Annotated in this window: 21 protein-coding genes and 1 pseudogene; 8 read left to right on the top strand and 14 right to left on the bottom strand. The window is 35.6% G+C overall.

Annotated elements, in window-relative coordinates; all coding sequences use genetic code 11:
• Positions 1-392 precede the first annotated feature (392 nt).
• The 4 genes from AC6CHK_RS08865 to AC6CHK_RS08850 all read left to right on the top strand — a co-directional run bounded on the left by AC6CHK_RS08865 (position 393) and on the right by AC6CHK_RS08850 (position 4,265).
• Positions 393-1,316, top strand: a complete 924-nt coding sequence (locus AC6CHK_RS08865) for a sensor histidine kinase (protein ID WP_498095294.1) — start codon at positions 393-395, stop codon at positions 1,314-1,316.
• On the top strand, positions 1,313-2,068 hold the full coding sequence (locus AC6CHK_RS08860; RefSeq protein ID WP_498095293.1) for a LytR/AlgR family response regulator transcription factor: 756 nt from the start codon (positions 1,313-1,315) through the stop codon (positions 2,066-2,068). Before AC6CHK_RS08865 ends, AC6CHK_RS08860 begins: the two co-directional genes overlap by 4 nt.
• 397 nt (positions 2,069-2,465) lie before the next feature.
• On the top strand, positions 2,466-3,386 hold the full coding sequence (locus AC6CHK_RS08855) for a DUF6268 family outer membrane beta-barrel protein (protein ID WP_498095292.1): 921 nt from the start codon (positions 2,466-2,468) through the stop codon (positions 3,384-3,386).
• Between the two features lie 3 nt (positions 3,387-3,389).
• The gene (locus AC6CHK_RS08850; protein ID WP_498095291.1) at positions 3,390-4,265 is read left to right on the top strand and encodes a lysophospholipid acyltransferase family protein; all 876 of its coding nucleotides are present in this window, start codon (positions 3,390-3,392) and stop codon (positions 4,263-4,265) included.
• A gap of 293 nt (positions 4,266-4,558) precedes the next feature.
• Here the strand turns inward: AC6CHK_RS08850 and AC6CHK_RS08845 are convergent, their stop codons facing one another.
• The 5 genes from AC6CHK_RS08845 to AC6CHK_RS08825 form a co-directional block, all read right to left on the bottom strand.
• Complete coding sequence (locus AC6CHK_RS08845; RefSeq protein ID WP_498095290.1) at positions 4,559-5,716, bottom strand: hypothetical protein; 1,158 nt, start codon at positions 5,714-5,716, stop codon at positions 4,559-4,561.
• Positions 5,717-5,991: 275 nt separating this feature from the next.
• Complete coding sequence (locus AC6CHK_RS08840) at positions 5,992-7,452, bottom strand: T9SS type A sorting domain-containing protein (RefSeq protein WP_498095289.1); 1,461 nt, start codon at positions 7,450-7,452, stop codon at positions 5,992-5,994.
• Between the two features lie 510 nt (positions 7,453-7,962).
• Positions 7,963-8,478: a hypothetical protein gene (locus tag AC6CHK_RS08835; protein ID WP_498095288.1), complete on the bottom strand. Its 516-nt coding sequence runs from the start codon at positions 8,476-8,478 to the stop codon at positions 7,963-7,965.
• A 90-nt stretch (positions 8,479-8,568) separates the two neighbouring features.
• Entirely contained in the window at positions 8,569-8,898 is a 330-nt protein-coding gene (locus AC6CHK_RS08830) for a LytR/AlgR family response regulator transcription factor (protein ID WP_498095287.1), read from the bottom strand.
• Between the two features lie 327 nt (positions 8,899-9,225).
• The gene (locus AC6CHK_RS08825; RefSeq protein WP_498095286.1) at positions 9,226-10,416 is read right to left on the bottom strand and encodes a DUF4369 domain-containing protein; all 1,191 of its coding nucleotides are present in this window, start codon (positions 10,414-10,416) and stop codon (positions 9,226-9,228) included.
• Positions 10,417-10,617: 201 nt separating this feature from the next.
• On the opposite strand from AC6CHK_RS08825, the gene AC6CHK_RS08820 reads away from it, so the two are divergent.
• The 4 genes and pseudogenes from AC6CHK_RS08820 to AC6CHK_RS08805 all read left to right on the top strand — a co-directional run bounded on the left by AC6CHK_RS08820 (position 10,618) and on the right by AC6CHK_RS08805 (position 17,259).
• Positions 10,618-12,642: a BCCT family transporter gene (locus AC6CHK_RS08820; RefSeq protein ID WP_498095285.1), complete on the top strand. Its 2,025-nt coding sequence runs from the start codon at positions 10,618-10,620 to the stop codon at positions 12,640-12,642.
• A 631-nt stretch (positions 12,643-13,273) separates the two neighbouring features.
• Positions 13,274-13,555 carry a helix-turn-helix domain-containing protein gene (locus AC6CHK_RS08815; protein ID WP_498095284.1) on the top strand — a complete coding sequence of 94 codons (282 nt, stop codon included), beginning with the start codon at positions 13,274-13,276 and terminating at the stop codon, positions 13,553-13,555.
• 100 nt (positions 13,556-13,655) lie between these two features.
• Positions 13,656-15,104 carry a DUF3945 domain-containing protein gene (locus AC6CHK_RS08810; protein ID WP_498095283.1) on the top strand — a complete coding sequence of 483 codons (1,449 nt, stop codon included), beginning with the start codon at positions 13,656-13,658 and terminating at the stop codon, positions 15,102-15,104.
• A gap of 16 nt (positions 15,105-15,120) precedes the next feature.
• Positions 15,121-17,259 (top strand): annotated as a pseudogene (locus AC6CHK_RS08805) (type IA DNA topoisomerase).
• 60 nt (positions 17,260-17,319) lie between these two features.
• Here the strand turns inward: AC6CHK_RS08805 and AC6CHK_RS08800 are convergent.
• The 9 genes from AC6CHK_RS08800 to AC6CHK_RS08760 form a co-directional block, all read right to left on the bottom strand.
• Positions 17,320-19,146 (bottom strand): T9SS type A sorting domain-containing protein, encoded by a 1,827-nt coding sequence (locus AC6CHK_RS08800; RefSeq protein ID WP_498095282.1) that lies wholly within the window; start codon positions 19,144-19,146, stop codon positions 17,320-17,322.
• 18 nt (positions 19,147-19,164) lie between these two features.
• Entirely contained in the window at positions 19,165-19,722 is a 558-nt protein-coding gene (locus AC6CHK_RS08795; RefSeq protein ID WP_498095281.1) for a hypothetical protein, read from the bottom strand.
• A 10-nt stretch (positions 19,723-19,732) separates the two neighbouring features.
• Entirely contained in the window at positions 19,733-20,095 is a 363-nt protein-coding gene (locus tag AC6CHK_RS08790; RefSeq protein ID WP_498095280.1) for a hypothetical protein, read from the bottom strand.
• 232 nt (positions 20,096-20,327) lie between these two features.
• Positions 20,328-22,145: a T9SS type A sorting domain-containing protein gene (locus AC6CHK_RS08785; RefSeq protein WP_498095279.1), complete on the bottom strand. Its 1,818-nt coding sequence runs from the start codon at positions 22,143-22,145 to the stop codon at positions 20,328-20,330.
• Entirely contained in the window at positions 22,142-22,696 is a 555-nt protein-coding gene (locus tag AC6CHK_RS08780; RefSeq protein ID WP_498095278.1) for a hypothetical protein, read from the bottom strand. The genes AC6CHK_RS08785 and AC6CHK_RS08780 overlap by 4 nt, the downstream gene beginning before the upstream one ends.
• A gap of 70 nt (positions 22,697-22,766) precedes the next feature.
• On the bottom strand, positions 22,767-23,360 hold the full coding sequence (locus AC6CHK_RS08775) for a hypothetical protein (RefSeq protein ID WP_498095277.1): 594 nt from the start codon (positions 23,358-23,360) through the stop codon (positions 22,767-22,769).
• 4 nt (positions 23,361-23,364) lie between these two features.
• Entirely contained in the window at positions 23,365-23,745 is a 381-nt protein-coding gene (locus AC6CHK_RS08770) for a hypothetical protein (RefSeq protein WP_498095276.1), read from the bottom strand.
• 918 nt (positions 23,746-24,663) lie between these two features.
• Positions 24,664-24,963: a hypothetical protein gene (locus tag AC6CHK_RS08765; protein ID WP_498095275.1), complete on the bottom strand. Its 300-nt coding sequence runs from the start codon at positions 24,961-24,963 to the stop codon at positions 24,664-24,666.
• Positions 24,964-25,113: 150 nt separating this feature from the next.
• The gene (locus tag AC6CHK_RS08760; RefSeq protein ID WP_498095274.1) at positions 25,114-25,896 is read right to left on the bottom strand and encodes a hypothetical protein; all 783 of its coding nucleotides are present in this window, start codon (positions 25,894-25,896) and stop codon (positions 25,114-25,116) included.
• Between the last annotated feature and the right edge of the window lie 517 nt (positions 25,897-26,413).

Below are 26,413 nucleotides of genomic sequence, written 5' to 3'. Positions count from 1 at the left end.
TTGATTTTTTAATCTAAGTTGCAAGATCATCAACTTTTTTTGTCTTCTAATTCAGCTGAATACTATAAAATTGTCAATGTAAGATAATAATTTTGTAATGGTGCCTGTTACTCTTTTAAAACTCATTTCCACTGGCTCATTCACAATACGCAATTTCATTTGAATAGGAAAAGAGTGACATTATAATACCTATCAAAAATCTTTTTATTCAATTCATCCTTCAAAAAATGAAGTTCATCAGAAAGCCAAGGGATTTATAATCGATATCGCAAGAAAAATTTTATTTTTGGAAGATGGTCCGGATGCAAAAATCAGATACAAAAAATCTGCTTATTTTTTTCTTTTCCACATTGATTTATGCTCTGTGTCAAATGCTTTTTAGCATTATTATAATGAAAGAAGATCTATGGAAAAATTTTCATATTCAATTATTTGCCCACTATATTGTGATTTTTACGATGTGTTTAGCCGATTACGGGCTGTTATTACTATTAAATAAATATTTACCCTATTCAAAAAACACACTACTTCGTATATTGGCAGGGTTAACAGGTTTAACTGTAATATGTTTGGTATTATTAGGGATATTTAACTTCTTGATTTACAATGTGCTTTTAATCCCTAAAGACGGGCTGCCTCCTTTCTCGGTAAAATTTGCATTTGGAATGGCAGCAAATGTACCTATCTTATTGGTGTTTGAGCTGATTTATTACTTCCAGTCCGAACAAAAAGCAATAGCTGATTCTGAAAAAGCCAAGCGCAAGGCCCTTTTATTTCAACATGAAACGTTGAGAGCACAAATAAATCCACATTTTTTATTTAATTCATTGAATGTGCTGTCTTCGTTGATATATATAAATGTGGACAATGCTAATAAGTTTACAAAGGCACTCTCCAAAACCTACAGATATGTACTTTCTTTAAATCAATATCCTCTAATTTCTGTTGAGGAAGAACTGAATGCTCTGGATTCCTATATTTTTCTGATGAAGATGAGATTTGAAAACTCTTTTACTTTTACGGTAAACAAAAAGCCTGAATATGAGAAGAACAGCATTATTCCTCTTACATTACAGTTATTGATAGAAAATGTATTCAAGCATAATATGGCAACAGAAGAAATGCCGTTAAATATACAGATCACGATTAATAGGGAACATATTGCGGTAGAAAATAATATACAGCCGGCAAGTAGTATAGAAAAAGGTGGAATCGGACTGAAATACCTTACAGAGCAATACAAGTTGTACAGTAAGGATATTATTGTTGAACATACAAATCAAATGTTTATTGTGAAAATCCCATATATCCAATGAAGTATCTGATCGTAGAAGATGAGCGGTTTGCATACGAAGAACTAAAACGTATGATGACAAGATTACGCCCTGGCTACATTTTGGACAAACATACCAAAACAGTTGTCGACACCATTGAGTTTTTGAAGACCTCTAAACCGGACCTTATTCTTATGGACATACGACTTGCTGATGGAAACTGCTTTGAGATATTTAATCATGTTAAGGTTTCTACACCTGTTATATTTACCACTGCTTATGATGAACATGCCATCAAAGCATTTAAGCTCAATAGTATCGACTATCTGCTAAAACCTTTTGACGAAAATGAACTAGGGATATCATTAAACAAATTTGAAAGTATTTTCCAAATTCCTTTTTATAAAGCTGAGTCTAAAAGTTTTGAACACATATTTTCTCTTAAAACCAAAAATAGATTTCTGATATCAAAAGGAGAAAATTATCATTATATAGAAACTGTTGATATAGCCCATTTCTACAGTGAGGGAGGGGTTGTTTTTCTGCATACTTTTCAGAATAAGCGTTATATTATTAATTATACGCTAGACCAGTTAGAGCAACAGCTGGAGAAACGCTTATTTTTCCGTGTATCCCGAAATTGTATTGGTAATGTAAAAGCTATTGAAAATATTGCTAAATATTTCAACAGCCGTCTAAAACTTTCCTTTTTACCAGAATGTCCGCATGAAGTTCTGGTAAGCCGTGTGCGTGTGCCCGATTTTCTGAAATGGATGGATGGTGTAATTGAATAATGTCACTAATTGTGATCCGAAAAGATAAATCATTCTTTTTAAGGAAATTAATCCTTACATCTTGTAAATAGAAATTGAAATCGTAGGATATTGAAGCCCGGATTATCAAAAATATAAACCTGTTTTTGGCAATGGGGAACTAAAAGAGTGGAATAAATTCTATAGGTAAAATAGTAAAAGTATTCAGAGAAATAGGAAAAAATAATCCTATTAACCATTTCAGTTTTTATTATTGATCATGCCACATTGATAATAACATTCAGATTCCAACTTAATTTCATTCTCCTCATTCTATATTTCATGGTACATATTCTCAAGCCTATCAATTGCTGCTTTCCGCGCCGGAACATTGACTGTTATTTTGCTCAAAATATTACCAATAAAAATAGACAATCACATGAAACCAATTTCATTATTTTTAGCATCCACAGCAATATTACTGTGTGTGGAAATGAAAGCACAGGAAGTGTCGCTTAAAGCAGAATACATAGGAAATTCCGGCTACTATTATCTTCCGCCAGGTGAGAAACCAAAAGAAAAGATAGGCGACGCTAAAGGTTCCGCTATGATTTATCAGGGATCAGTTAATATGCCCATATCTATGAAGTTGAATGAAAATAACCGGCCTACCGCCTGGGGTGTTGGTTTTGGTGGGTCGTATGTTTCTCTACACAATAAAGATTTCAAAGAAAATATGGTTTCTGAGATCATGAACCTGCAGTTAGGGATCTACCATTTGCGTCCACTGAATGATCAGTGGTCTATGAGGGCAAGTATAGGAATGGGAGTATTTATGCCATCCACCGATTTTTTCAAAATCAGTTTTAAAAATGTACTTGGAAGCGGAGGAGTTGTTTTTATCCGACATATAAACCCTAATCTTCAAATTGGGGGAGGCGTCGCCATTAACAGTTCGTTGGGTTATCCGATGGTGTTTCCGGCCGTTTATGTGAAATGGAAATTTGACGGAAAATTTGACGTCAATGTCGAGCTTGTTGAAGGGCTTGAAATATCAGCAGGATATGATTTTAATGAGAAATTTAAACTTTCTTATGCTCTTGAAATGAACGGACAAGTTGTTTTACTGGAAAAAGAGGGTAAAAATATGATATTCTCTCATCAATATATCGTTACAGGCTTTCGCCCTGAGCTGAAGTTTGGAGAAACCGGATTTTCTATGACAGGAATGGCAGGACTGAACCTCTATCGACCAGCTTCTTACAGCGATAGAACACTGAAGGGAGTATTTGCATCTGACAATGATTATTATTTTAGTGTTTCGCCTTATCTGTCAGTTGGGTTAAAAATGAAATTTTAGCCGATGAAAATAAAGCAAGCCTTACAATTTTTTTCATACAGGAGCCTTTATGTTATTATTTATGCTGTAAGTCTGCTCCCCATAAAATTTTTGTACGCAATGAGTTCTTTTATTTTTTTCATTACGTATTACCTTATTGGATACAGAAAAGAAGTTGTGATTCAAAATATTGCACGTTCCTTTCCTGAAAAGCGATATGGCAAAATTCAGGCTGTTTCAAAGAAATTCTATACTTGTTTTACAGCCTATTTTGTAGAAATAATAAAAGCTGTTTCCGCACCGGCTGAAATACTTGATAAGAAAATTACATTTGAAAATCTGGAACTGATAGACTCTTATATAAACACCGGAAGAAATGTGGTTGTTTCTGCAGGACATTGTGGAAACTGGGAGATGCTCAATTATATGCCTTCCAAAATTAAGCATGAAATGTATGCCGTGTATAAGCCACTCCGCTCGGAAACAATTAACAGCCTTATGATTCGGATCCGTTCCCGTTTTGGCATGAAGCTCATTACCGACCGATCAGTTGTGCGTCATACTTTATCTAAGAAAACATCTCCTTCAGTCTATCTTTTCCTGACCGACCAATGTCCCACGATAAAGGAAGAAAAATACAGATTTACGTTATTAAATCAGGAAACATACATTTTTTCGGGCATGGAAAAATTAGCCCGTATAAGTCAGGCAGCTGTCATCTACCTTCATATTACACAACAGTCAAAAGGCTGTTATAAAATAACCTGTATGCCTATATGCTCAAATGCTAAGTCCGTAAAGGAGGGTGAAATAACAAAAAAATATGTTGATCTACTGGCAGAGAATATCAAAGAAGAACCTTACGGCTGGTTATGGACACATAAGCGGTGGAAAAGATGAATGACCGGATATCTATCCAACAGAGTCTTTGATGGAGAATTATGAATTTCCAAAACGTTCTGAATAGTAAACTTTAAGTACGATACTTATTCATTAACAAATCAAGTTCTAACCCTTACTCGATTAGGAGAGCAAGAACTCTCTCCTAATCTGAATAAAAGGTTCAATAAACTTTTCGTTATCAATTCAATTTATAGTATCAATTCAAGGTATCAATGTTTTGCAACAAACTTTCATTTAGTAATGAATGATTAGGGCGCAAGATTTTACATGCCGGATATGCGTGTAGAATTTTATTTTGTGATTTCCCATAATTCAATTTCTAACTGCTTCTTTTCTTTTTCTGTATAAAATTCAGAATTGAGCAGTGATTTATTGAATTCTTTTATTGTTTCAGAATAGCTTTCTTTTAATTTAATCTTAGCTTTTATGATATTTATATAAGTTTCTGAAAAATTTGGGTAAGACTGTAGCAATATTTTCCAAGCCTCAATTGCTTTGTTGTATTGTTTTTCATTATAAAAGTACCAACCCTTGCCATTTAAGATGCCCAAAGAAAAATGTAGTTTGACTCCGTAATTTGATACTATTTCTTTATCAAGAGTTTTTTTAATATTTAGATTTCTTTGTTTGTTAGAAATATACTTTGACTGGGTTGAGTACCAATCTTCAAATATTTCATAAAGTGCAGTATTGATCAGTAATCCTGGAGTTGAATTATGGTCCGCTTCTTTAAAACGGTATCCTTTAATATCTAAAAATGGATTATGAATACTATTTATAATAGAATCCATTGTATTGAAATCTTCAGGATAATCGTTTCCGATTCCAAAACGATAATACTTTTTATTCTGGTAAGAATGTCTGTTTAGTCCGCTCATTGAATGGGTTAGGTCAATATTTTGCTGAACAAAAAACGGACTCATAGAAATGACAGCATTCAAGTCATTTATTCTTGAATTGAAAAGTGACGTGGTAAAATAACCATATCTTGAATGGCCAATTAAAATCCTAAAAGGAGACGCTTTGAAGTCTTGCTCTGCAAGCGGGATTAGTTCTTCAAAAATAAATTTTTCGTTCTCAAGTGCACGCCCGTTTGGATCAGAAATTTTGTACTGCGTTTCAATATAACGATAGCGTTGTTCTGATTCTACACTGATTATTACAGATGATGGTATTTGTTCATTGCTGGTCAAATAATCAATGGTATTAAGGATATAATTATTACTTCTTTTATTTTGTTTATCAAATACAATGATCAGTGGAAAATCGTTTTTTATCCCTTTCTGCCATTCTACCGGAACGATTACCGAAATCTTTTTCTCGAATCCAAGATTGGTAGAGCTTATTATTGTGTCTTTTAGTTTTTTATATCTCTCATAATCTTGAGAAAACAGAGATGAGGGTACTAAAGTGAGAATAAAAAGAAATGGCAGATGTTTTTTTATCATCGAATTTTTTTTAAATGTCTTCTAACTTTTGGAATGTCAAATTGATTATATCTAAATAATTATGTTAAAAATATATAAATATCCACGGTATAGCAATTTATTTCAAACCAAAATGAAAAAAGCCAAAGTTTTCCTCGTACTGGTGTAAGCATCTCGCTTGTATTCACTTTATATCGTATTTTGAGATTATACTCGCTAAATATAAGGTGTCTGGATTTGTATCTTAAAAATATCAAAACAGGTATCCTCTCAAGCTTTAGATTAAGGTAAAGGTTTTATTTCTTTAAAATTTTCTTAGAAACAATAGTACCATTAGCAGTGTTGGCGCGAATGAAATAAACACCCGGTGGTATCATAGAAAGATCTAATTCAGCAGCACTCGTTTTCTCATAAATCACTTTTCCATCCATTGATATGATCATAATGTTTTTTAGGACTTCTGAAAAGTAAAGATGCTTTTTAACAGGATTAGGATAAAATGCTACATTGTCTACCATTTTGGGATCATCTGTACCAAGTAAAACTGAACCAAGTTTAACAAGCCAAAAATCTGTAGCATTTGAATTATAATGCAGTCCGATAACATCACCGTTGGTCGAATTTGTAGAGCCAACTACTGCACATCCTCCATCTTGTGTTAAAGCTAATGAAAATGCGGTGTCACCACTTGTGCCGCCTAAAGATTTGCTCCATACTAAATTTCCAGTTTGATTAAGCTTTACAATCCAATAATCATTGCCAGTGTCGTTTCCATGATGATCTGTAACATCCCCGTCCGCAGAGAATGAACTTCCACAAACAACATATCCTCCATCCGAGGACTGCTTTACAAAATGTGCTTTATCAGACTTACTGCCCCCTGCACTTTTTTGCCACAATATTGAACCATTTGAATCTATTTTGGTAACCCAAAAGTCATAGTTGCCATGATTACCTACTACATCACCATCTATAGAATTTGAAGATCCGGACACAATAAAATTCCCATCAGAAGTCTGAAGAATAGAGTAAGCAACATCTTCACCTGATCCTCCCAAACATTTTTGCCACTGTAGCGTTCCTGACGAATTTAATTTTATTATCCAAGCATCGATAGATGCTAAATAAGTCCCTTGACTTGAATTATAATATAAATGATTTCCAGTAACATCACCGTTATTTTTTGACTGTGTAGAACCTGCAAGTATGAAACCTCCATCAGTAGTTTGCTGAACTGAGTATGCAACTTCATCACCTGAACCACCAAAACTTTTTTCCCATTGGGTATCTCCTGACGAATCTGTTTTTATAACAACTGTGTTGTAACCTATAACACTTGTTCCTGTATTATAGTTTGATGCACCGGCAATCACGTAACCTCCATCTGAAGTCTGCTGAATCGAGTAACCTTTTTCATCACCTGTAAATCCTAAATTTTTTGACCATACGATATTACCGCTATTATTTAATTTCACAATCCAAATATCTTTAGAACCATAGCTTATAGGCACGTCTCCATTCCCCACTGTCGAATATCCTACGATCACATACCCGCCATCCGAAGTTAATGTTATAGCGGCACCTGAATCAACGCCGGTTCCACCAAGCGCTTTCTGCCATTGAAAATTGCCCAGTTGATCTGTTTTTACAACCCACACATCTTCTGCTTGTCCATGAACACCTGAAATATATCCATTATTAGCGTTTGTATTTCCAACTACAATATATCCTAGATCAGGAGTTTGCAGGACCTGCAATCCATACGATCTCTGCGAAGTATTAAAGTCAATCGCTGCACCTTCGGTACCAGTTCCACCTAGGCATACAGCCCATTCGATAGAAGGGGTCTGCTGAGCTATTAACAATTTAACAGCAAAAATAAGCAGCAAAGCCAGTATATTTTTTTTCATATTTTTTATTTTAATAAATCTGATAATCAAAATTAAATAAATAATATCATAATGGTTTAATTTTTTATTTGTTACTGTTTTAAATATCTGCTTATTAAAACCTATCGCCCATAGATGTTTCTCAAAAATGCAGAAAAGAAATTGGCAAAAAAAGGTCTTTCAGATGATGATTGAGATAGGTAAAATTGATTAGCCATCGTTTTTTAAGATAGTTATATCTATTAGTACCGTTTTGGGCTTTGCGATGGTGGAGCAATCGGAGCTCAAATCTTTTGCACAAAAGTCTAATAGAAGAATTACCGTTGAGCTTTGTAGTGTCACCTCACTATCGCAAAAACCTACTTAGTGGCATTCTTTTTAATTTCTGTCAAATGTTTTCGGAATTATATTTATGTCAGTTTCTCCACAAAATATCCAAGAAATAATATACCAACGATTATTTTCAAAAACTAATTGAATGCTATTTATACCTCTTCTTTCAACTTTTCCGCCTTTTTCTAATTTCGTTTCATAAGTACTCCAAACGTGTGCAATATTGCCGAAAATTCTAACTTCTCGATTAACTTCGTTTTCATAAAAAGCTGTATTAAAAACCATTTCATCAGTTTCTTTATGGAATTCTTGCAATGTCATAGTCACTTGTTCTTGCTTTTTTCTGTCCAAATAAGAATATACTGCTTTTTGATGGTGCAAATAATTGTCTCTTTCCCATTGTCTTTTTGCACCTTTTTCGCCCGAAACGACTTCATAGCTTGCTTTTATTAATGCGTCAATTGTTTTTGCATCATTCTCAAATGATTTGTTTTGTGCTTTTAAATTGCCTGTTGCCATAAATACTATAGTTGTTAAGTAAAATAAAAATTGTTTCATCATATTTTTTACAAAGCAACTCAGATAATTCCGTCCCCAAAAAAAAGTTATTTACTTCGTTTAGGTTTTTATGTAATCTACCAGATTTCTTATTTAGAGTAGCAATTTGTCAATACTACTTAATATACAATCTTTGTAACTTTTTGCTATTGTGATTTTATGTTCGCCAATAACTAAATGATTATCTTCTATATATTCCACATTTTTCAAATTCACGATATTTGAATTATGAACCCTCATAAATTCATCAGGCAATTTGTCAATAAGATTTTTTAAGGTTTTGTAATAAACATACTTTTTGTTGTTTTTGACAAAAATTTCAACATAATTTCCCAATCCTTTTACAAATAAAATGTCGTCAAAACTTAATTTGATTAATTTTCTGTCGGTCTTTATAAAGGTGAAATTTTGTTGATTTATCATTTTATGGTCGTTTAGTTAAAATTGGCACTAACTTTTAAATTTACGCATGCGCCAATCCGATTTATATTTTATGATTATTTTTATCTTAAATTTTCTTTGGATTGAGCATGTTTTGCTCTTTTGACAAAAAGACAAAGATAAAATATTCTCCATATTGAGAAAGAAACTTGAAATAGCCACATTCAGAGAATCGACAATCAAACTTATTTTACTTAGTATCATCTTTGAGATTTAGTGCTATCTAATATCAAAAGTGGTGCTTGATGAATAATCCGACTTCAAAGCACTGAAAATGTTTTTTCAGTAAACTGTTACTATCTGCATGCATTATTTTATAAGGGCCTTTTCTATTTGTTCGAATAAATCTTCTGAATATCCGTCAAACATTTTAACTAATTTTCCACTTGGTTCAAATAAATAAAATGTTGGAGTTCCGAAAACTTTATACTTAGCATAGGTTGCACTTAAGCGACCGTCTCTATCCCATAAAATATTCCAGCCTTGATTGTGTTTTTGAGATAAGCCATCAAATCCTTTTTGATTTTTATCAACATAAAAAGTCACAATTTCTAATTTCTCACTCTTAGCTTTTTTTATTTTTTCAAGTTCTGGAATTGCCTGAATGCAAAATCCACAATACAAAGTAGAAAAATCTAACAAAACGTATTTGTTGCTGAAATATCCTGAGAACAGTTTTTTTTCCCCATTCTTATCTAAAGCAGAAAAGTCATAATATTTTTCTCCAACTTTTAAATCCGGATATATCAAGTGCGAATTTATAGATTTTGCATAGGTTGTAAGCTTTAATTCGGAACCAAGGTTGTTTAAATAATTTTGAAGTTTTGATTTAGAAATTTCAGTCTTATAAATTTGCATCAATGCTAATCCATAATATGAATTGAAATTCTTATCAATAAACTCGTCTCTTATTTTCTTTAAATGATTATCAACAATTGTTATTTTACCAAAAGGTTCAGTTTTACTCCAAAAGGCATTTTGCACACTATCATTCCATTTGTTCTGTTTCCTTAGTACAAACATTTCATCAAGGAATTTCTTTCTTTGGATATTTAAATCTTTTTCTAATTGTGCAAAATCCAATCTTTGTTTATCATATTTTGAACCTGTAACTTTGACACCGTACGGAAAATCTTCTATTTTAGCTTCAATATTAACACTCTCATTTCCCAGAAAAAAAGAAGAGTAAACAAAGTCTTCACCATTTTTTATAGTAAGAAAAACAATAGTTGGAGTTTCTTCGAATGTCCCATTTAACTCAAATTTTCCATTTTTCAAATAACAACTATCTAAAACAATGTTTTCTCTGTCAATTTTAACTAATGCATTTTCTTTAAAGCCGGTTAATTTCCCTTTTATTTTAAAATTGTTTTGCGCATTTATAATATTGCAAAGTAGAAATAAGGTGAAGGTTATAATTTTCCAATTGAGTTTTTCTAACGCAAGTGGTACAATATCTCTAACATTTGATGTTGGATTAGTGTGATATAAATTTTCCATAAAAATATTGATTTATAATTAGTGATAGTGCAATATAAAAAGTTTTAATAATAATCCCAAATACATTCTTTAGTTAGTATATTAATGATTACAAGAGTATTATGCGCTTCCTGGCGCAAACCACCTTCACAAAGCTCTTAAACGATTACAACTATTTTAAAATCTGTATATTTGAAAGTACACTAATAATTTCTTTCCGTAATGAATTCATCCCAGCGAACATCCAAGCTCAAATTTACATTTGATAAGGGGGTCACCATACCCAGCTTAGTTTTTATAGTGGGAATATGTGTTTTCTCAGTATTGTTTCCTGCTGAAACCAAGTCTGTTTTAGATGTGGTAAAGAATTTTATTTTTGTGAATCTCAATTGGGTCTACGTATGGTGCGTAACTATATTTGTAGTCTTTCTCGTCTTTCTAATGTTTAGCAAGTATGGGAAAATCAGATTGGGCACCAATGACAGCAAACCTGAACATTCTTTCTTTTCCTGGATTTCCATGCTTTTTGCGGCAGGTATGGGAATAGGCCTTATGTATTTCAGTGTTGCAGAACCTATGCAGCATTATTCTACAGATGCTTTTTCTGAAAGTCATATCATCAGCAGGGCAAAAAACGCACAACTTTACACATTCTTTCATTGGGGTGTTCATGCATGGGCCATTTATGGTCTTGTAGGCCTATGTTTAGCTTATTTCACTTACCGTTACCGGCTTCCTTTGTCGCTCCGCAGCTGCCTGTATCCGTTGTTAAACGACAAAATCAAAGGCAAATGGGGAGATATGATTGATATTTTTGCTCTATGCAGTACTTTTTTCGGTATTACAACAACACTGGGATTTGGGGTTGTACAAATTAATTCAGGATTGGAAACGATGAAAATTTTGCCGGATACGGGTTTTGTCTATCAAATATTAATTGTCCTTGTTTTAGTATCTATTGCCGTTTTCTCAGCGACATCAGGAGTTAATAAGGGAGTTAAGATCTTAAGTAATATCAACGTTGTTATTGTTATTATACTGCTCTTATTTGTCCTGTTTTTAGGGCCGACAGTTTATCTGATCGGAAGTTTTACCTATGGTCTGGGCAATTATATAAACAACTTTTTTGATCTGACCTTCAACACACACGTTTATGAGGAGAAAACACTTCCATGGTTTTATAATTGGACCATTCTTTATTGGGCATGGTGGATTTCATGGTCACCTTTTGTAGGCCTTTTTATAGCAAAAATTTCAAAAGGAAGGAGTATCCGCGAATTCATTGCTGCTGTTTTGATCATTCCAACATTATTTAATTTTATCTGGATGTCGGTTTTCGGAAACAGTGCGATATGGCTTGATTTCAACGTGGCTAATGGCGCATTAAGCGCATTGGTTTCTGACCCGGATGCTTTGATGTTCAGGTTTTTAGAATATCTTCCGCTTTCCAAAGTTTTAAGTTTTATTGTTCTTTCAATAATAATTATCTTTTTCATCACTTCGGCAGATTCCGGTATGTTGGTAATGGATAGTATATCAACTAAAAATTCAAGCAAGTCTCCAAAGATCCAAATGGTATTCTGGGGGGGACTTCTGGCTACATTAGCCCTTATGCTACTTAATGCAGGCGGGCTTGAGGCCCTGCAGACGATGACACTTATCACTGCGCTGCCGTTTGCAGTAATTATGATTTTATTTGTTGTTTCGTTGATGAAGGCCCTTGTGATCGACTACCGGTACTATGAAAAAGGACTTTCGGTTTCCACAGTACCGTGGTCAGGCGAATTCTGGAAGGAACGGCTTAAAAAAATTGTTTCTTTTAAAACCAAAGACTCTGTGAAAACTTTCCTGGAGGATGAGGTATTGCCTGCTTTCACAGAATTAAAGGAAGAATTTTCATTAAACGGAATTGCTGTTGAGATCAATAATATACCGGGCGATCTAAAGATCAACTTAGAAATCCATCACGATGTAGTCAATAATTTCATCTATGGAGTGGCGGCTCAAAAAAGAATCGTTTCCGAATACATGGTGGATGATGACAATCTACCAGATCTGGATAGTAATGTTACTTATTTCCCTAAAACCTATTTTGGCGATTCACGGGAGGGGTACGATGTTCAGTACTTTACCAAAAATGAATTGATCAGCGATGTTCTAAAACACTATGACCGTTTCCTCAAAATCATTGCAGAAGAGTCGAATGAAATGTTTATAAGCAGTGACAGTAATATTGAAAGACATTAAGATAATTGTAGTACAATGTTATCATATAATTGCTAAAACAATGATGGAATTTTATTTAGCTGCCTTGCGGTTGTCAGGATATTGTAAATGCTGAATATCTTTTTGATGGAGTCTTTTTTCCAGCCAGTTTAACCTTGCCATAGGACAAATCAAAGACGTCCGGGTAAAGTATCCGGATTTCTTTCCGTAGAGTAGATCCGCTACTTATATTTATTCAGTTCCAGGCGGAGATCAGAAATGGTAATACCGGATATTATTGTTTTTATTGATTCGCGAAGGATCTCTGGCTCAGATCGGAATTTATGTGAATCACGAGAAGCGAAGATAATTGTAAAAGTATGTCCAAAGAATAGGAAGACTTACAATTTTAACATCTCATTGTTCTAAAAGCAGGTTTTTAGCTTTCTCTGAATTCTGCAATCTTAATTTTAACACATTTGCAATCTTTAAGCAGCACTCCTGAATAACTTTTTGGACAATCCCACAGTATTTTATTTAACTGTAATATTTATTTTAAAAAAAATATTTATTGCTATACCCAAAAATCTTTTCGGTACTCCGAAAAAGTAGTGATTTTATGTGATCGGCATTGTTCAATTTTACATCGATATAATTATTAAATACAATTGCTATGAATATCGAAAGAACAGAATTTATTGCCTGGATGGAGCGGATCATGGAACGATTTGACATTCTGAAGGAGCAAGTAACAACTAATCAATCCAGATTTATAGAGATCGACGGGGAGGTGCTGCTTGACAATCAAGATGTTTTGCAACTCTTAAAGATCAGTTCAAGATCATTGCAGCGCTACCGCACCAATAAAAAGCTGCCTTATTATACCATCAGTGGGAAGCTTTATTACAAACTGTCCGATGTACATCAGCTCATCAGGGAATGTCTAAGCTCCTGATCAATTAATGAAACGACATCAGCCGCCAAGAAAGGAATAACAATTCCATACCTACATACTGACCAGTCATCCTTCTATCTTCATCAGACAAATGCTTGTTATGAAAAAGAACGTAGAGAATGAAACAAATGGGATCAGACCTGTGTCGGACACGCTGCTGGTTTTAAACAAAGACAATAATAAAATTGAGATGGTCAAAGGTGTAGACAAAGAAGGGAATCTGCAAAAGTTCCCTCCGGAAGAGAAGAAAGACAATGACCCATTGATCAGGGTCGATAAGCACGGTGATCTGTTCTCCAATTTCTTTTCCAATTTTTACCGTCAGCTTAAAAACCCGTCGCATTTCAATTTCTTCAAGGTCTCGGAGTACGATGCAGTCCATACAGCAAAAGACCTTCAGCAGTATGTCGACCAGGCATCGCCTGAAGAAAAGGAGAAACTGAAGGAATATGAAGTTCTACCCAAAAATACAAACCAATTAAAAGATAAGAATACAATGGAAAACAACACAGACAATCAGGAATACCGTTTTCAGCCGGAACAGATCGACTGGAAGACGATGGAAAAATTCGGGCTGAATCGTGAAAAGCTAGAAAAGATGAATGCCCTGGATTCGATGCTTAGAGGGTTTAAAACCAATAATTTGGTTCCCATAACCATCAATCTGGGAACCGCTGTCAGCAAGATGGATGTCCGTCTATCCCTCCAGACAGCAGACACCGGCGAAGTAGCTATTAACCTGCACGGCATCCGAAAAGAGCCGAGCTATAATTTGAAGTTTCTCGGTCACGAATTTTCAGAAGAAGATAAAAAGAACCTTCGGGAAAACGGGAATATGGGAAGGATAGTCGATCTTATCAATCCTAAAACCGATGAGATTATTCCATCAGTCATCAGCCGTGATCGGCTGACCAATGAGCTTGTTGCCTACCGGGCGGAATATATGAAGGTCCCTGATGACATCAAGGGAATCAAGCTGGATGAACATCAGAAACAAATTTTATTTGAAGGCAAGCCGCTTTATCTGGAAGGCATGACCAGTAAAAAAGGAGAACTGTTTGATGCCACCGTACAATTCAATGCAGACAAACGGTATGTTGAGTTCATCTTTGGCAACAATCAGAGCCAGCAACATGCCCAGCAACAGAACTCATCCAACCAACAAGGACAAAACAAAGATGGGGAAGCCCTGAAAATTTTCCGGGGAAAAGAACTGGATGATGCACAGTACGACAAATTCAAAGCAGGGCAGGCCGTCTATGTTGATGGTCTTGTAGACGGCAAAGGAAAAGCCTATCAAGGTTATATTACCTTCAACAAGGAAACTGCTAAAACAGATTTTTCCTTTACCAATCCCAACAAATTAAAGGAAAAATCCCAACCCTCGGAAGACCATAAAACCCAGACAGCGGTCAATACCGATGGAAAGACGAATGAAGCCACCAAGAACATCAAAGAACCCATGGAGCCTAAACAGCAGCAACCCGTCAATAAACAGCAGGAGGCTCAGCAAAAGAAATCGACCAGATCCAAAGGACGTAAAATTTAACCGAAATTTAAAACATATGAAAGCCATTATCGCAGAAAAACCCAGTGTAGCAAGAGAGATTGCACAATTGTTAAATGCCAATGAAAGAAAAGACGGCTATCTGGAAGGTAACGGGTATTGCGTGACCTGGGCATTGGGACACTTAGTATCATTGGGAATGCCGGAAGATCATGGTAAAAGAGGTTTTGACAAAGCCTCTTTGCCTGTCTTTCCGGATCCATTCCTGTTGATCCCAAGAAAAATAAAGAAGCAAAACCATAAAGGTTATCAGCCAGATCCTTCCGCCCTGAAACAATTAAAGATCATTCAAAAAGTCATCAATCGATGCAGCAGCATTATTGTTGCCACCGATGCCGGAAGGGAAGGAGAGCTGATCTTTAGATATATTTACAACTATCTCCAATGCAACAAACCATTTAAAAGGCTGTGGATAAGTTCCCTTACCGATAAGGCCATACAGGAAGGATTTAAAAAACTTCGGCCTGGCTCAGCATTCGATGGCTTGTATCAGGCTGCAAAAGCCAGAAGCGAAGCCGATTGGCTGGTCGGGATCAACGCCACCCAGGCATTGAGCATTGCCGCCCATCAGGACGTGTATTCATTAGGCAGGGTACAGACCCCGACACTCGCTTTGATCTGTAAAAGATTCGAAGACCATCAAAATTTCACCCAAAAGAAATACTGGCAGATCCAGCTGAAGCACCGGAAAGAATACCTGGACTTCACCAGCCAGTCAAACGAACAATGGGAAGAAAAAAAACAGACAGAACAGATCCTAAAATCGATAGAACGATAGGGCAGGGCTACTGTTGAAGATGTCTCTGTCAAAACGGTAAAAGAACAATCTCCTATACTTTATGATTTAACAGAACTTCAAAAGGAGGGCAACAGGAAGTTAGGTCTGTCAGCCGATGAGGTCTTGCGAAACGCACAATCACTTTATGAAAAGAGATTCATTACCTATCCGAGAACCGGCAGCAAGTATATTCCTCAAGACCTTTGGACAGAGATCCCGGAACTTGTCAGAATTCTTAATACCGTCGATCAGTTCAAGCCCGCAATCTCAACACTCAAATTCGGCAACTTCAATAAACGGATCGTGAATGATCTTAAAGTAACCGACCACCACGGACTTCTGATCACCACAAAAACACCTTCTGCACTTACGGCAACGGAAAAAGCCATTTACGATATGATCGCCTATCGTCTACTGGAATCTCTTTCAGAACATTGCTCCAAACAAGTGAGTCATACCACGATCAAAGTACACCATTATGCATTCAGTATCAGAGGTTCAAAAATACTGATCAAAGGCTGGCGAGCCATCAAAGGAATCCTTTCCGATAACAACAGCAATACAAATGACGATAATTATAGGAATAACGATCATAACCATAACCATAATCATAACATTGAAGAAATACTTACGGACCTCCCGGAATTAAAAATAGGGGATGAGCTGAAGATCTCCCAAGCAACTCTACAGGAAAAAACAACTCAAGCTCCTAAACTCTACCGTGAAGCTGATCTGTTATCAGCAATGGAACATGCAGGAAGATCAATAGAAGACAAAGACGTGCAGAAAGCGATCTCCAATATTGGGATCGGAACACCCGCCACCAGAGCCTCCATTATTGAAACGCTTCTCAGCAGAAACTATATCATCAGAAAAAACAAAGCCTTGGTACCAACCGAAAAAGGAATAAAAGTTTACAATCTCGTCAAAGACAAAAAGATCGCCAATGTACAGATGACCGCAGAGTGGGAGATGGCATTGGACAGGATCGAAAAAGGTGAACTCGGTTCAAATGAATTCATCACTGATATAAAAAACTACACAACAGAGATCACCAAAGAACTTTTAACACTGTCCATTCCTCAGGAAAATATTCCTCAACTAAAATGCCCAAAATGCCAGCAGCAAAACCTCATTATGAAAGAAAAGATCGTAAAATGCCCTGATAATCAATGCGGATGGATGCAGTTCAGAAATGTTTGCGGTGTACAGCTCAATATAGAGCAGATCACTTCACTTATCAAGAACAGAAAAACCCCACTGATCAAAAATATGAAAACTAAAAACGGTAAAAAGTTCAGCACCTATATTGTTTTGAAAGATGATCACAAAACAATATTTGAATTTCCAAACTCTTAAACTAAAGTTTAGTAGCTTATAAGTCCTAATTTGAGATATCTGCGGCTAATTATAATGAATTTATTTTCTTACTAATATTTTAAATGTTTTTATGAATTGCTTTTTCTCTCCGTATATCTGCACAAAATAGATTCCTGCAGTTAATTGATTTTCAAGCTTTAATTCTATAACTTCTTCTTGTGGTAATTTTTGCTGAAATGCCATTCTGCCTGACGCATCAGAAATCTTTATTGAAGTTAACTCTTTAGCTAAAGTTTTCCCCTTTAAGCTAAAATTTCCATTATTGGGATTATCATAAAGGATCAAATCCGATGATTGACCTGATTCACTTGCAGAAAGCTCACCTTTATAATTGAAACGTGCAAGAAAACCCGCACTGTAACCTCCGATATTTGGAGGTAACTGTGGCTGTGCAGAACCAGCTGTCGCAATTCCTGATGCGGCACCAGTTCCTCCATACAAATAAAATGCTGAATGATCAGGAGCAATGATGCCTATGGAGCGGTATTGCTGTGTTAGAACCTGACTCCCGCCATAATAGGAGCTCCATTTTAAATTACCAGAGAAATCAAAGTGAGCAAAGAAAAAATTCACACCATTAGCGCCATTTGAAGGCGGAATATCTATAAAAGAACCAGTAGTTGCAATATTAGATCCTGTACCCTCTACACTTCCTGCTATAAAAACCCCCTGATCTGTTAAAGCTATTGGACTGGGAGAAAAGCTGGACTCAAATCCATCACTGCCAAAATAGGTTCCCCAAACACGATTTCCCGTAAAATCCAATTTTGTTAAAAAATAATCAGAGCCACCGGTTGACTGAGATTTATGTGCCCCCGGCGTCGCAAAATAGGTTGTTCCGGGAGTATATTCCATACCTAATACATATATACCTGTTGAGTTAACTTTAAGATAATCAGCGCCACTGCTGAATGTAGCCGAGCCAATATAAGTGCCCCACAACCTCGTCCCTGTTTGAGTATTGAGAGCTGTTAAAGACGAAACAGCAGGATTAGTTTGCCATGTATTTGAAGTAGAAAGTTGTGGAATACTGGCATCTAAATCGGAACCTGCCATCATAAATAACTGTTGGTCATAATACTCCAAGCCAAATCCGTTGGTAGTTGTAGGTAAATATGTTCCCCATAGCAATTGCCCTTGCAGTCCCAACTTTGCTACATAAGCATTAGAGGAGATTACGCCATTGACATATTTTATCTGGAAGTTTTCCATAAAGCTACCAGCACTACCTATTCCTTGCTGTATTAGCGTGTTGCTGTAGATGTAAATATTTCCATTCTCATCAGAGGTAATAGCCGTGTCATTCTCACTTGGCAAAAAGGTCTTCCAAATAACATTACCATTGTTGTTTTTCTTTATGAGCTGATAATGAATCGTAGTGTTTGCTGTAGATAGTATAGGATCGGTGGGAAACCATGTGTTAGGAGTGGTGGGATCCGTTATTGTAGCATTTTTTTTCTTGATGTAGTAAAAATTCCCCTGCATATCAATATGTACCAGATCTTCTCCTTCAATACTGCTTGCTGAATAATGACCTGTATATTCTGATGTAAGAAGAGTACCACTGTTAGTAAACTTTGTTTGGATTATAGCGGTATTAGCATTTAAATCTACTCCCTGACCTCCCGGTGTGACATATTGGTTGTAATAGTTAGCGCCCAAGCTGTTATTAATGCTTACTAATCCATTTATGTAAAGGTTATTTTGTGGGTCACATAAAAACCCACCAGAAGTCATAGATCCACCAAACGAATTACCTGCGGGCCCATAATAGGTTCCCCAAGCTCTTTCATAATCAAAAGCTTGAGGAAACATTGGACGAATACCTAATGCAAAAATCAAAATGAATAGTGTTTTTTTATACATAATATTGGTGCTAGTCAATTAAATGATCGTTACATAGTAATTTGTACCTATATAAAAGGACTCAACATTAATGTATGGATCAGAGTATATCATGGGATACTGCTCGCAGTCAGGTCCTGCAGTATTGACCGTATTGACTGCAAAATTATTGTGAATACCCATATTATCCCAATACTCAACAATCATTCCAGTAAATATTGTTTGTGTACCATAGAGAAATCCATCTAGAATTGCATTTGTTGACGCTACGGCAAAAGGTGTCGCCGTTGCGCTACCCTTAACATACCAAGTAGTAATAGGAACTGTCGTTGTATGTGAATTACGATATTTTTTATACATTACGATATCTCTACCCAAAAGATCACCATAGGGGTAAATATTATCATCAAAGTGGCCATCTAATGTTGGATAACAGAAACCTGGTCTAGATCCGGTTACATGACCTCCCATTATATAATTGCTATAGTTATAAATATGCATCTCATCTGTTATAAAATATGGGGGTGGTGGTGTCTGAGCTTTCATAAAAATCGTAGTAAGGCTAAACAGCATAAAAGTCAAAGTCAAATTTTTCATAATCAAAATATTAGTTATTGGATTTTATTTCATTTCTATATTTCACGAGATTTTTATGATATAGACCAAACGCTAAATTCAAAATCTCTTTTTTTTCCTTGGCTCGGATTTCGTTCTCCTGCATGCCTCCATCAGACAATATGGCTTTAGCGCCAGGAAGTAATAGGCCAATTCCCTCATCGTTTAACTGTTTATCAGGATTGACAAACTTTCCTTTACTTTTGGCAATGAATTTTAAGGCAGTGTCAAATTCCCGCATCCCCTCACTTTTTGCAGATTCTACTGTTTGAACGGGCTCCATTACTTGTCTCTGTTCATTTTGGCAGCAAATTGTGAACAAACTTACAACTGCTACAAGTACAAATTTTCTCATGTTTATTAATTTATGATTAATATGGATAGTTAATTATTTTAGTTTCTAATCAGAAATATGTTCGTGTTAAAGCCAGAGTCTAACGTCATTTGCAGACTTTTACGAACTTCTATGAATGTTATTAGTTATAATGATTTTGATAATGTACATATCGGGATACCCTCTATCATTCCAATAAAAACCAGATGTTTTATACATACAGCAAAGCTTCTCTTGTCATATAATAGCGATATCACTTTTTTACCATCATTTTAAATGTTTTTATAATATTATTTTTCTGACCAATGATGCTAATATAATAAATTCCCAATGTCAGCTTTTCTTGTAATGCAAAATCTACAACTTCCTCTTTTGCTAATTGCTTCATATAGATCAATCTACCTGAACCGTCAGTAATCGTTAGCTTAGTATTTTCTCTTGTCAGTACTTTTCCTTTAATAGAAAAATTACCATTATTCGGGTTGTCATATAATTGCACATCATCATATTTTAACAGCTCTGATGTTGAAAGTTCAGGATTCTTTAAAGAAAATTTAGTTACAAAGCCGAAAGGCTGCTGCACAGCAGGATTTATCATCGTAGGATATGCTCCATTAGCAGAAGCAATCCCACTCGAAGCTCCGGTACCGCCCCATAAAACAAGAGATCCATTACTTAAAAGCTCAGGATGGATATATTCTCCCATAATATTGTTTGCTGTACCGCCGAAATATGATGTCCAGACTCTGTTTCCTGAAGAATCAAACTCAGTAAAAAACATACTCGAGTTAGATGCGTTTGGAACTGTTGTCAGAAATGCTCCTGGCGTAGAAATGTTGTTAGAACTTCCATACTGATTGCCCGCAAAGATAATCCGGCCTCCTAAAATAGTCATGTTGGTATTGGCTATATTGTAGTCATAACCATCACTTCCGAAATAAGTACTCCACAGGCGATTTCCATCAAGGCTGAGCTTGCTCAAAAACAAATCTCCCCCACCTGTAAGCTGTGATTTAAATGCGCCCGTACTTGCGTAATAAGCAGGATGATTAATGTCTTCTGTTGATCCGCACAGGTAGAGGCCGGTCTCATTAACTGCAAGATCCGTAACTCCTAAGCCAATATAGGTATTAAACGTTGAGCTTCCATAATAAGTGCCCCAAACCTGTGTCCCGGTAGTAGCGTTTAGCCTGATCAGTATTTGATTCCCCTGATTTGTAGGCTGAAATGTGCCCGTCGTCGTAAGACCCCCAGGTATTTGTGGATGATAGGAACCTACAAAATACAGTCCGTTGTTATGATATACCAGGTCCAGCATTCCCACTACTGAATAAGTCCCCCATATTTTTTGTCCCGAAGGGCTCAGCTTCACTATATAAGAATTGCCTACAGGAGAATTTGAAATGGTATAAGGGATGAAATTTTCCTGAAAGACCCCGGAGGATCCTATATTACTGATCTGTTCCATAGTGTCACCGAATAAAAAAAGATTATTATTTTCATCAATTCTTATCGATAACGTTTCACCTGATGAATTGTTTGGAACATAAGTGGTCCAGACCAGATTGTTTGAAGGATCATATTTGGAAAGTGTAATGGTATTGCCTGCTGTGATACTTGTTGGCTGCGAAAGCCAGACCCCGGGTGTCGACAGGTTGTTAACTATTCCAGGTGTTCCCGAGAGATAATATTTGTTGTCACTATTATCTATTGCAATAAGACGTTGAAACGAATAATTATTCCTGCTACTATAATCCCCCTTAAGCATCTGTCCTCCGGCAGAAACTTTTGCTGAATAATTGTTAGTGTTTTCAGAAATGATTGCTGGATTTCCATTAACTGCAAACTGATTATAGTAGGCAGCAGTATAGCCGTTCTGAAATGCAGTATACCCGTTTAAATAAATATTATTTTGACTGTCTGTAAAAAATGAGTTACCATCCCTATAGTAGTCATCCAAAAGAGTCCCCGTGCCTCCTATGTAGGTACCCCATTCCCTTTCGTACGGAAAGGACTGGGCTGAAGTAAAAATTCCCAGCGAAAAGAAAAATAAAAAAATAATGTTTTTCATAACGGATATATTTGAACGTATGTATAACCACTTCCGCCGGATGTAATTGTAAATGTTTCAGCTTCCGTATAGGTCCCCGAATCATAGGTTACAGGTGAAGGATTGCAAGTGGGAAGATATAAGTATAAATCATCAATTGCTACATTATTACCCGTATGAGGTAGAAATGCAAAATATGACCAGTCTGTATTCTGAGAAATAGGCCCGGCAGGTAGCAGGCTCAAATGATTATATGGTCTGTAACCTCCCGTATTAGGAGCGGTGCTTACAAACCATTGCAAAAGCGGTATTGAAGAAGTATTTGACGAAGCGTAATTAGGATATTCCACTGTAAACGGAATGGCTGAAGAAAAAGCTGCCGGAATGTTATAATTATTCGCACCGGCAGGCGGTATCGACTGTACAGACGGGTAACAATTCGAAGAAGCTGCCGCTGCTCCAAATCTTGAGAAAAGTTGGTAATTAGTATAATTGTTAATTACTAAACCTGTAATTTGTGAGAAATATAAATTTGCTGCACAAAAAATAAGTATTGAAAATATTTTTTTCATATAAACAGTATTAGATGGTGATTTGAATTCTTGGTAAGCTAAATTTTATCCGAACAGATATCATCCTTATTTAGTAAATCTGAATAAAGGTATGCGCCTGGCCGGCAACAGTTATTTTAAATATTTCAGCATCTCCGTATGGTGTTGAAATATAATTTGTCGGCAACAAGGTATAGCAGGATCCTGAGCCATCATCAAGATTTCCATTAAAATACGTTTCCGGAACATTGACACCACCAGAAGATACCTGGTCATTTGTCCCGGCAAAATACATCTGAAATTTACTGTGCCTCCAGTCGGTAGTAGATGAAATAGCACCACCGGAGAACAGGGATGGATGATTATAGGCACGCGGCCCGCCTGTACCCGTGGCAGCAGTTTGAACAAAAAAAGTTGATATTGGGTATAAACCTGTACCTGATGTGGAATAAGCAGCGTATTCAGCGTTTAGACCATTTGCCTGATGAGAATTAGCAGGAATTACCAATTGTGAAGGGTTGGCTGGATAACCTATTTCTACCAGGGGATAGCATGTACTTGCAGGGGTTGCTGAAACATTTCCGTGAAAATCGTATGCTGAATAATTATTGATAATAAGTGTGCTTTGCTGGCCTTGTAAAAACATAGATAAAAACAACGAAGCCATCAATTTAAGTTTTTTCATAGCCTTAGTTTTGTAGTTGTAGTTTTTCTTTTATTTCAGCATTCTTTTCAAGATTAATTTTTATTGCCCAAACAATAATAGCAGATATATCACCTCTTGTTTTTGATTGAATTTCCGATTCTGAGAAACCAGTGGATTTAATCAGTTCGATTGAGGAAGGAACTAATATTTTTTTTCTTCTGTCACTAAGTTCAAGAGATCCGCTTTTTTGTTCTTCGGATGTAGGTTTGTTTTCAGGATCCCCGAGACTTTTCATCGCCTTGTTAAAATTGTTCATCTGCTCAGTTCTCATTGATTCAGCGGTTTCAACAATTGTGTTTTCAGAACTGCATGATGTAAAAGCTAGCGCAAAGATTACTAGTCCAGTAAAAATTTGTTTTTTCATAATTAATTATTAGTATTTTGATGATAAATTCAAATATAAAACAAATAATTTATTATCTAGACATTTTTTTACATTTATTAGCTATAATTAGATATGGTTATATAGCTGTTGTCGCATCTATTTTTGAACAGTTGATTGTTCTTCATAAAATTAGATCTTTTCAAATTGATAGATCTACAATCATCTTCTAAAGTTATGTGAAATCATGTACGTGATTTTTAAGATATAAAACGTAAAGTCAATACCGATTTTAAGTATACAGAACCGCAGGTTTTAGATAAGTTTGATAAGAAAATAGTATCTAAAGCGGAGGTTTTTCCTGAAGCTAATAAACATCGGATTTTAGATGCTGATTGCAGAACTAATCTAATTCTGAATGAAACTAATACAAATAGATGGAAAACGAAATTTGAACTTATTAAATCTGACTATACGAATCCAGTATCCGTGCAAAGATCAGGCAAAAAAAAACCAAAAGTATCGCTCTTATAGTAAATTTGATATTTTACAAATCTTATATTATCAGCAGAAATATAAACTTAGCAATAGCCATCTGGCCAAACATTTTAATCTGGGCAGGAATTCGATTATTAAATGGAAGAAGATTTTTTTGGTGTAAGACAAATTTTGTATAAAAAAATAGTTGCAAGTTTAATATCGTCAAGGCTCAATTGAACAATTCATTCGCTGGATATACAGCAAAATGTGTAAAGCGAATTTAAGTATATACGCAGATTGGTAGAGAGATTTATGGGTGATGAGTAGTAACTGTAAAAACCTTTGTTTTCAGCGTTATGTCCATTCAGAATTTCAAGGTAGTCATTGTCATTCCGTAAGAATCTCAATAGAGATTAAGCGGTTGAAAAACTTTATATATATAACAAATAAGCTATGAAAATTTTTCCATAGCTTATTAGTTTATTCCTGGTAATCGATGAGTTCATATTTTATTTGCTCTTTCTCCAGATAGTTTTTCAGTGCATCAAGATCTGTCCACACATAGGAAGAACTATATTGACAAATATAAATACCGTCCTCTTCGAAAATAATACTGATGTTAGGTAGTTGACCAGTGTTTTCTGCATGCCTGAAATCCCTGAACAGCTGATGGGTATATTTATATTTTTTCTCAAAAAGAACAGATCTTTCTAGTAACTCCTGAATTTCCGAATTTTGTATTTCTGTAAGCTTTGTTTTTAATTTATATTCAAATCCCATGATTCAGTAATATAATTAGTTTTTATGATGGTACTAGTCGGAATTCAATAATTCTGCCAAGGTTTCATGTATCTTCTTTCTACACTCTTTTTATATTTTCGTCATTATTTTCAGCTAAATACTTGCATATAAAAATAAATCAACATTTTATTACTCTTCTATTCCTAAACGAATAGCTCTTTCAACGGGAGTATAGTCCACATTAGAACCGGAAATAGTCAATTCACCTCTTAAGAGCAAGGGTGGTTGTGCCATAAATTTAGGAGTTTTTCCTCTGTGAAGTTGAGCAGAGTGAACCAAAAAAGGATGGCAAAGATAAACTGTACCCGCCTTACCCGTTGCGTACACTTCTTTTCTTTTTGGCAGCTCGTCCAACTTGTCTGCAAGTTCCATAAAGGAAAGACCAAAATTGTCCACTTGAGATAGTAACCGTGCAACATCAATGTGAGAACCTTCATAAATGACCGTAGGAGCATCATTTTCGCTGACATCCGAATACAATGCCAGCATCAATAAGGCCCGCCCTTTCGATTTGACATTGGCACGCCATTCAAAATAATTATTAGGATCATTTCCAGGAAAACTAACATCTACATGTTTACCTGTATCATTGGGCTGCTGATCAGATGGAAACCTGACAGGGAATGTGCCTACACTTCGACAAGGAATCCATCTATCTTCACCAATTAATTGGTTAAAAGCTGAATGCAGCTTTTCTGTGTTTAGAGAATTAATAAAAGGCTGCTGGGTGTACATTCCTAAACGAATAACAGGTTCCGTCCAAGTGTTGGGATCTAACCTGTCACAAGGCAGGTCCTTCCATAAAATATCTAAAGCTGCATCTGCAACTTCCTGTGAAAATGCGTTATCAATGCGAATAAAACCGTTAAGAATAAACAGCTCTATTTCCTTCTTACTTAGTATTTCGGACATAATTTATTTGTTAAAAAACCATCTACGATCGCAACAAATCTTGTTGACCAGTAGGCTTGGTTATAAGTTATAAAAAAAAGAATAATAGAAAAAGTGGGCTTTATGTAAATAAAGCTCATTGCTTAATAGAACTAAGCGGAAAAGGATATTATAACATTACAGTCATTCTCATAGAGACAAAATTAGAAAATATTTTTTAAATGAACAAAACGAAAATGCTATGCAAGTGATATTTTACCTGTATTGTGCGCAATTCGGTAAAATCAAGTTTTAACAGGAAAGTAAGCCGTTTCGAAAATCCACACTTAGATAATCATCGAAACAATATTCTTTAATATTCCTTTGATGACACTGCAGTGCTTCTGAAGAATAAATGCGTCATTCACAAAAATAGATCATTGTGTTTGGATAAATGCAATTTATAGGACATTGATTTTATCAAACACTTATTACTCTTGAGAGGGATGGATAAGATCAGATCTAAAGTCAGCATATGAATGTCAAAATAATAGGCTCA

Source organism: Chryseobacterium sp. GQ58 (assembly GCF_059758895.1).
Note: the sequence above shows the minus strand (reverse complement) of the source record. Positions and strands in the feature narration are given on the sequence as shown.

Bases quoted from the DNA above. Each gene is read 5' to 3' on its own strand.
- AC6CHK_RS08830 (WP_498095287.1), bottom strand. From the start codon at position 8,898: ATGATAAATCAACAAAATTTCACCTTTATAAAGACCGACAGAAAATTA.
- AC6CHK_RS08865 (WP_498095294.1), top strand. From the start codon at position 393: ATGAAAGAAGATCTATGGAAAAATTTTCATATTCAATTATTTGCCCAC.
- AC6CHK_RS08850 (WP_498095291.1), top strand. From the start codon at position 3,390: ATGAAAATAAAGCAAGCCTTACAATTTTTTTCATACAGGAGCCTTTAT.
- AC6CHK_RS08775 (WP_498095277.1), bottom strand. From the start codon at position 23,360: ATGAAAAAACTTAAATTGATGGCTTCGTTGTTTTTATCTATGTTTTTA.
- AC6CHK_RS08780 (WP_498095278.1), bottom strand. From the start codon at position 22,696: ATGAAAAAAATATTTTCAATACTTATTTTTTGTGCAGCAAATTTATAT.
- AC6CHK_RS08765 (WP_498095275.1), bottom strand. From the start codon at position 24,963: ATGGGATTTGAATATAAATTAAAAACAAAGCTTACAGAAATACAAAAT.
- AC6CHK_RS08845 (WP_498095290.1), bottom strand. From the start codon at position 5,716: ATGATAAAAAAACATCTGCCATTTCTTTTTATTCTCACTTTAGTACCC.
- AC6CHK_RS08815 (WP_498095284.1), top strand. From the start codon at position 13,274: ATGAATATCGAAAGAACAGAATTTATTGCCTGGATGGAGCGGATCATG.
- AC6CHK_RS08835 (WP_498095288.1), bottom strand. From the start codon at position 8,478: ATGATGAAACAATTTTTATTTTACTTAACAACTATAGTATTTATGGCA.
- AC6CHK_RS08800 (WP_498095282.1), bottom strand. From the start codon at position 19,146: ATGTATAAAAAAACACTATTCATTTTGATTTTTGCATTAGGTATTCGT.
- AC6CHK_RS08770 (WP_498095276.1), bottom strand. From the start codon at position 23,745: ATGAAAAAACAAATTTTTACTGGACTAGTAATCTTTGCGCTAGCTTTT.
- AC6CHK_RS08760 (WP_498095274.1), bottom strand. From the start codon at position 25,896: ATGTCCGAAATACTAAGTAAGAAGGAAATAGAGCTGTTTATTCTTAAC.
- AC6CHK_RS08795 (WP_498095281.1), bottom strand. From the start codon at position 19,722: ATGAAAAATTTGACTTTGACTTTTATGCTGTTTAGCCTTACTACGATT.
- AC6CHK_RS08785 (WP_498095279.1), bottom strand. From the start codon at position 22,145: ATGAAAAACATTATTTTTTTATTTTTCTTTTCGCTGGGAATTTTTACT.
- AC6CHK_RS08825 (WP_498095286.1), bottom strand. From the start codon at position 10,416: ATGGAAAATTTATATCACACTAATCCAACATCAAATGTTAGAGATATT.
- AC6CHK_RS08860 (WP_498095293.1), top strand. From the start codon at position 1,313: ATGAAGTATCTGATCGTAGAAGATGAGCGGTTTGCATACGAAGAACTA.
- AC6CHK_RS08855 (WP_498095292.1), top strand. From the start codon at position 2,466: ATGAAACCAATTTCATTATTTTTAGCATCCACAGCAATATTACTGTGT.
- AC6CHK_RS08790 (WP_498095280.1), bottom strand. From the start codon at position 20,095: ATGAGAAAATTTGTACTTGTAGCAGTTGTAAGTTTGTTCACAATTTGC.
- AC6CHK_RS08820 (WP_498095285.1), top strand. From the start codon at position 10,618: ATGAATTCATCCCAGCGAACATCCAAGCTCAAATTTACATTTGATAAG.
- AC6CHK_RS08810 (WP_498095283.1), top strand. From the start codon at position 13,656: ATGAAAAAGAACGTAGAGAATGAAACAAATGGGATCAGACCTGTGTCG.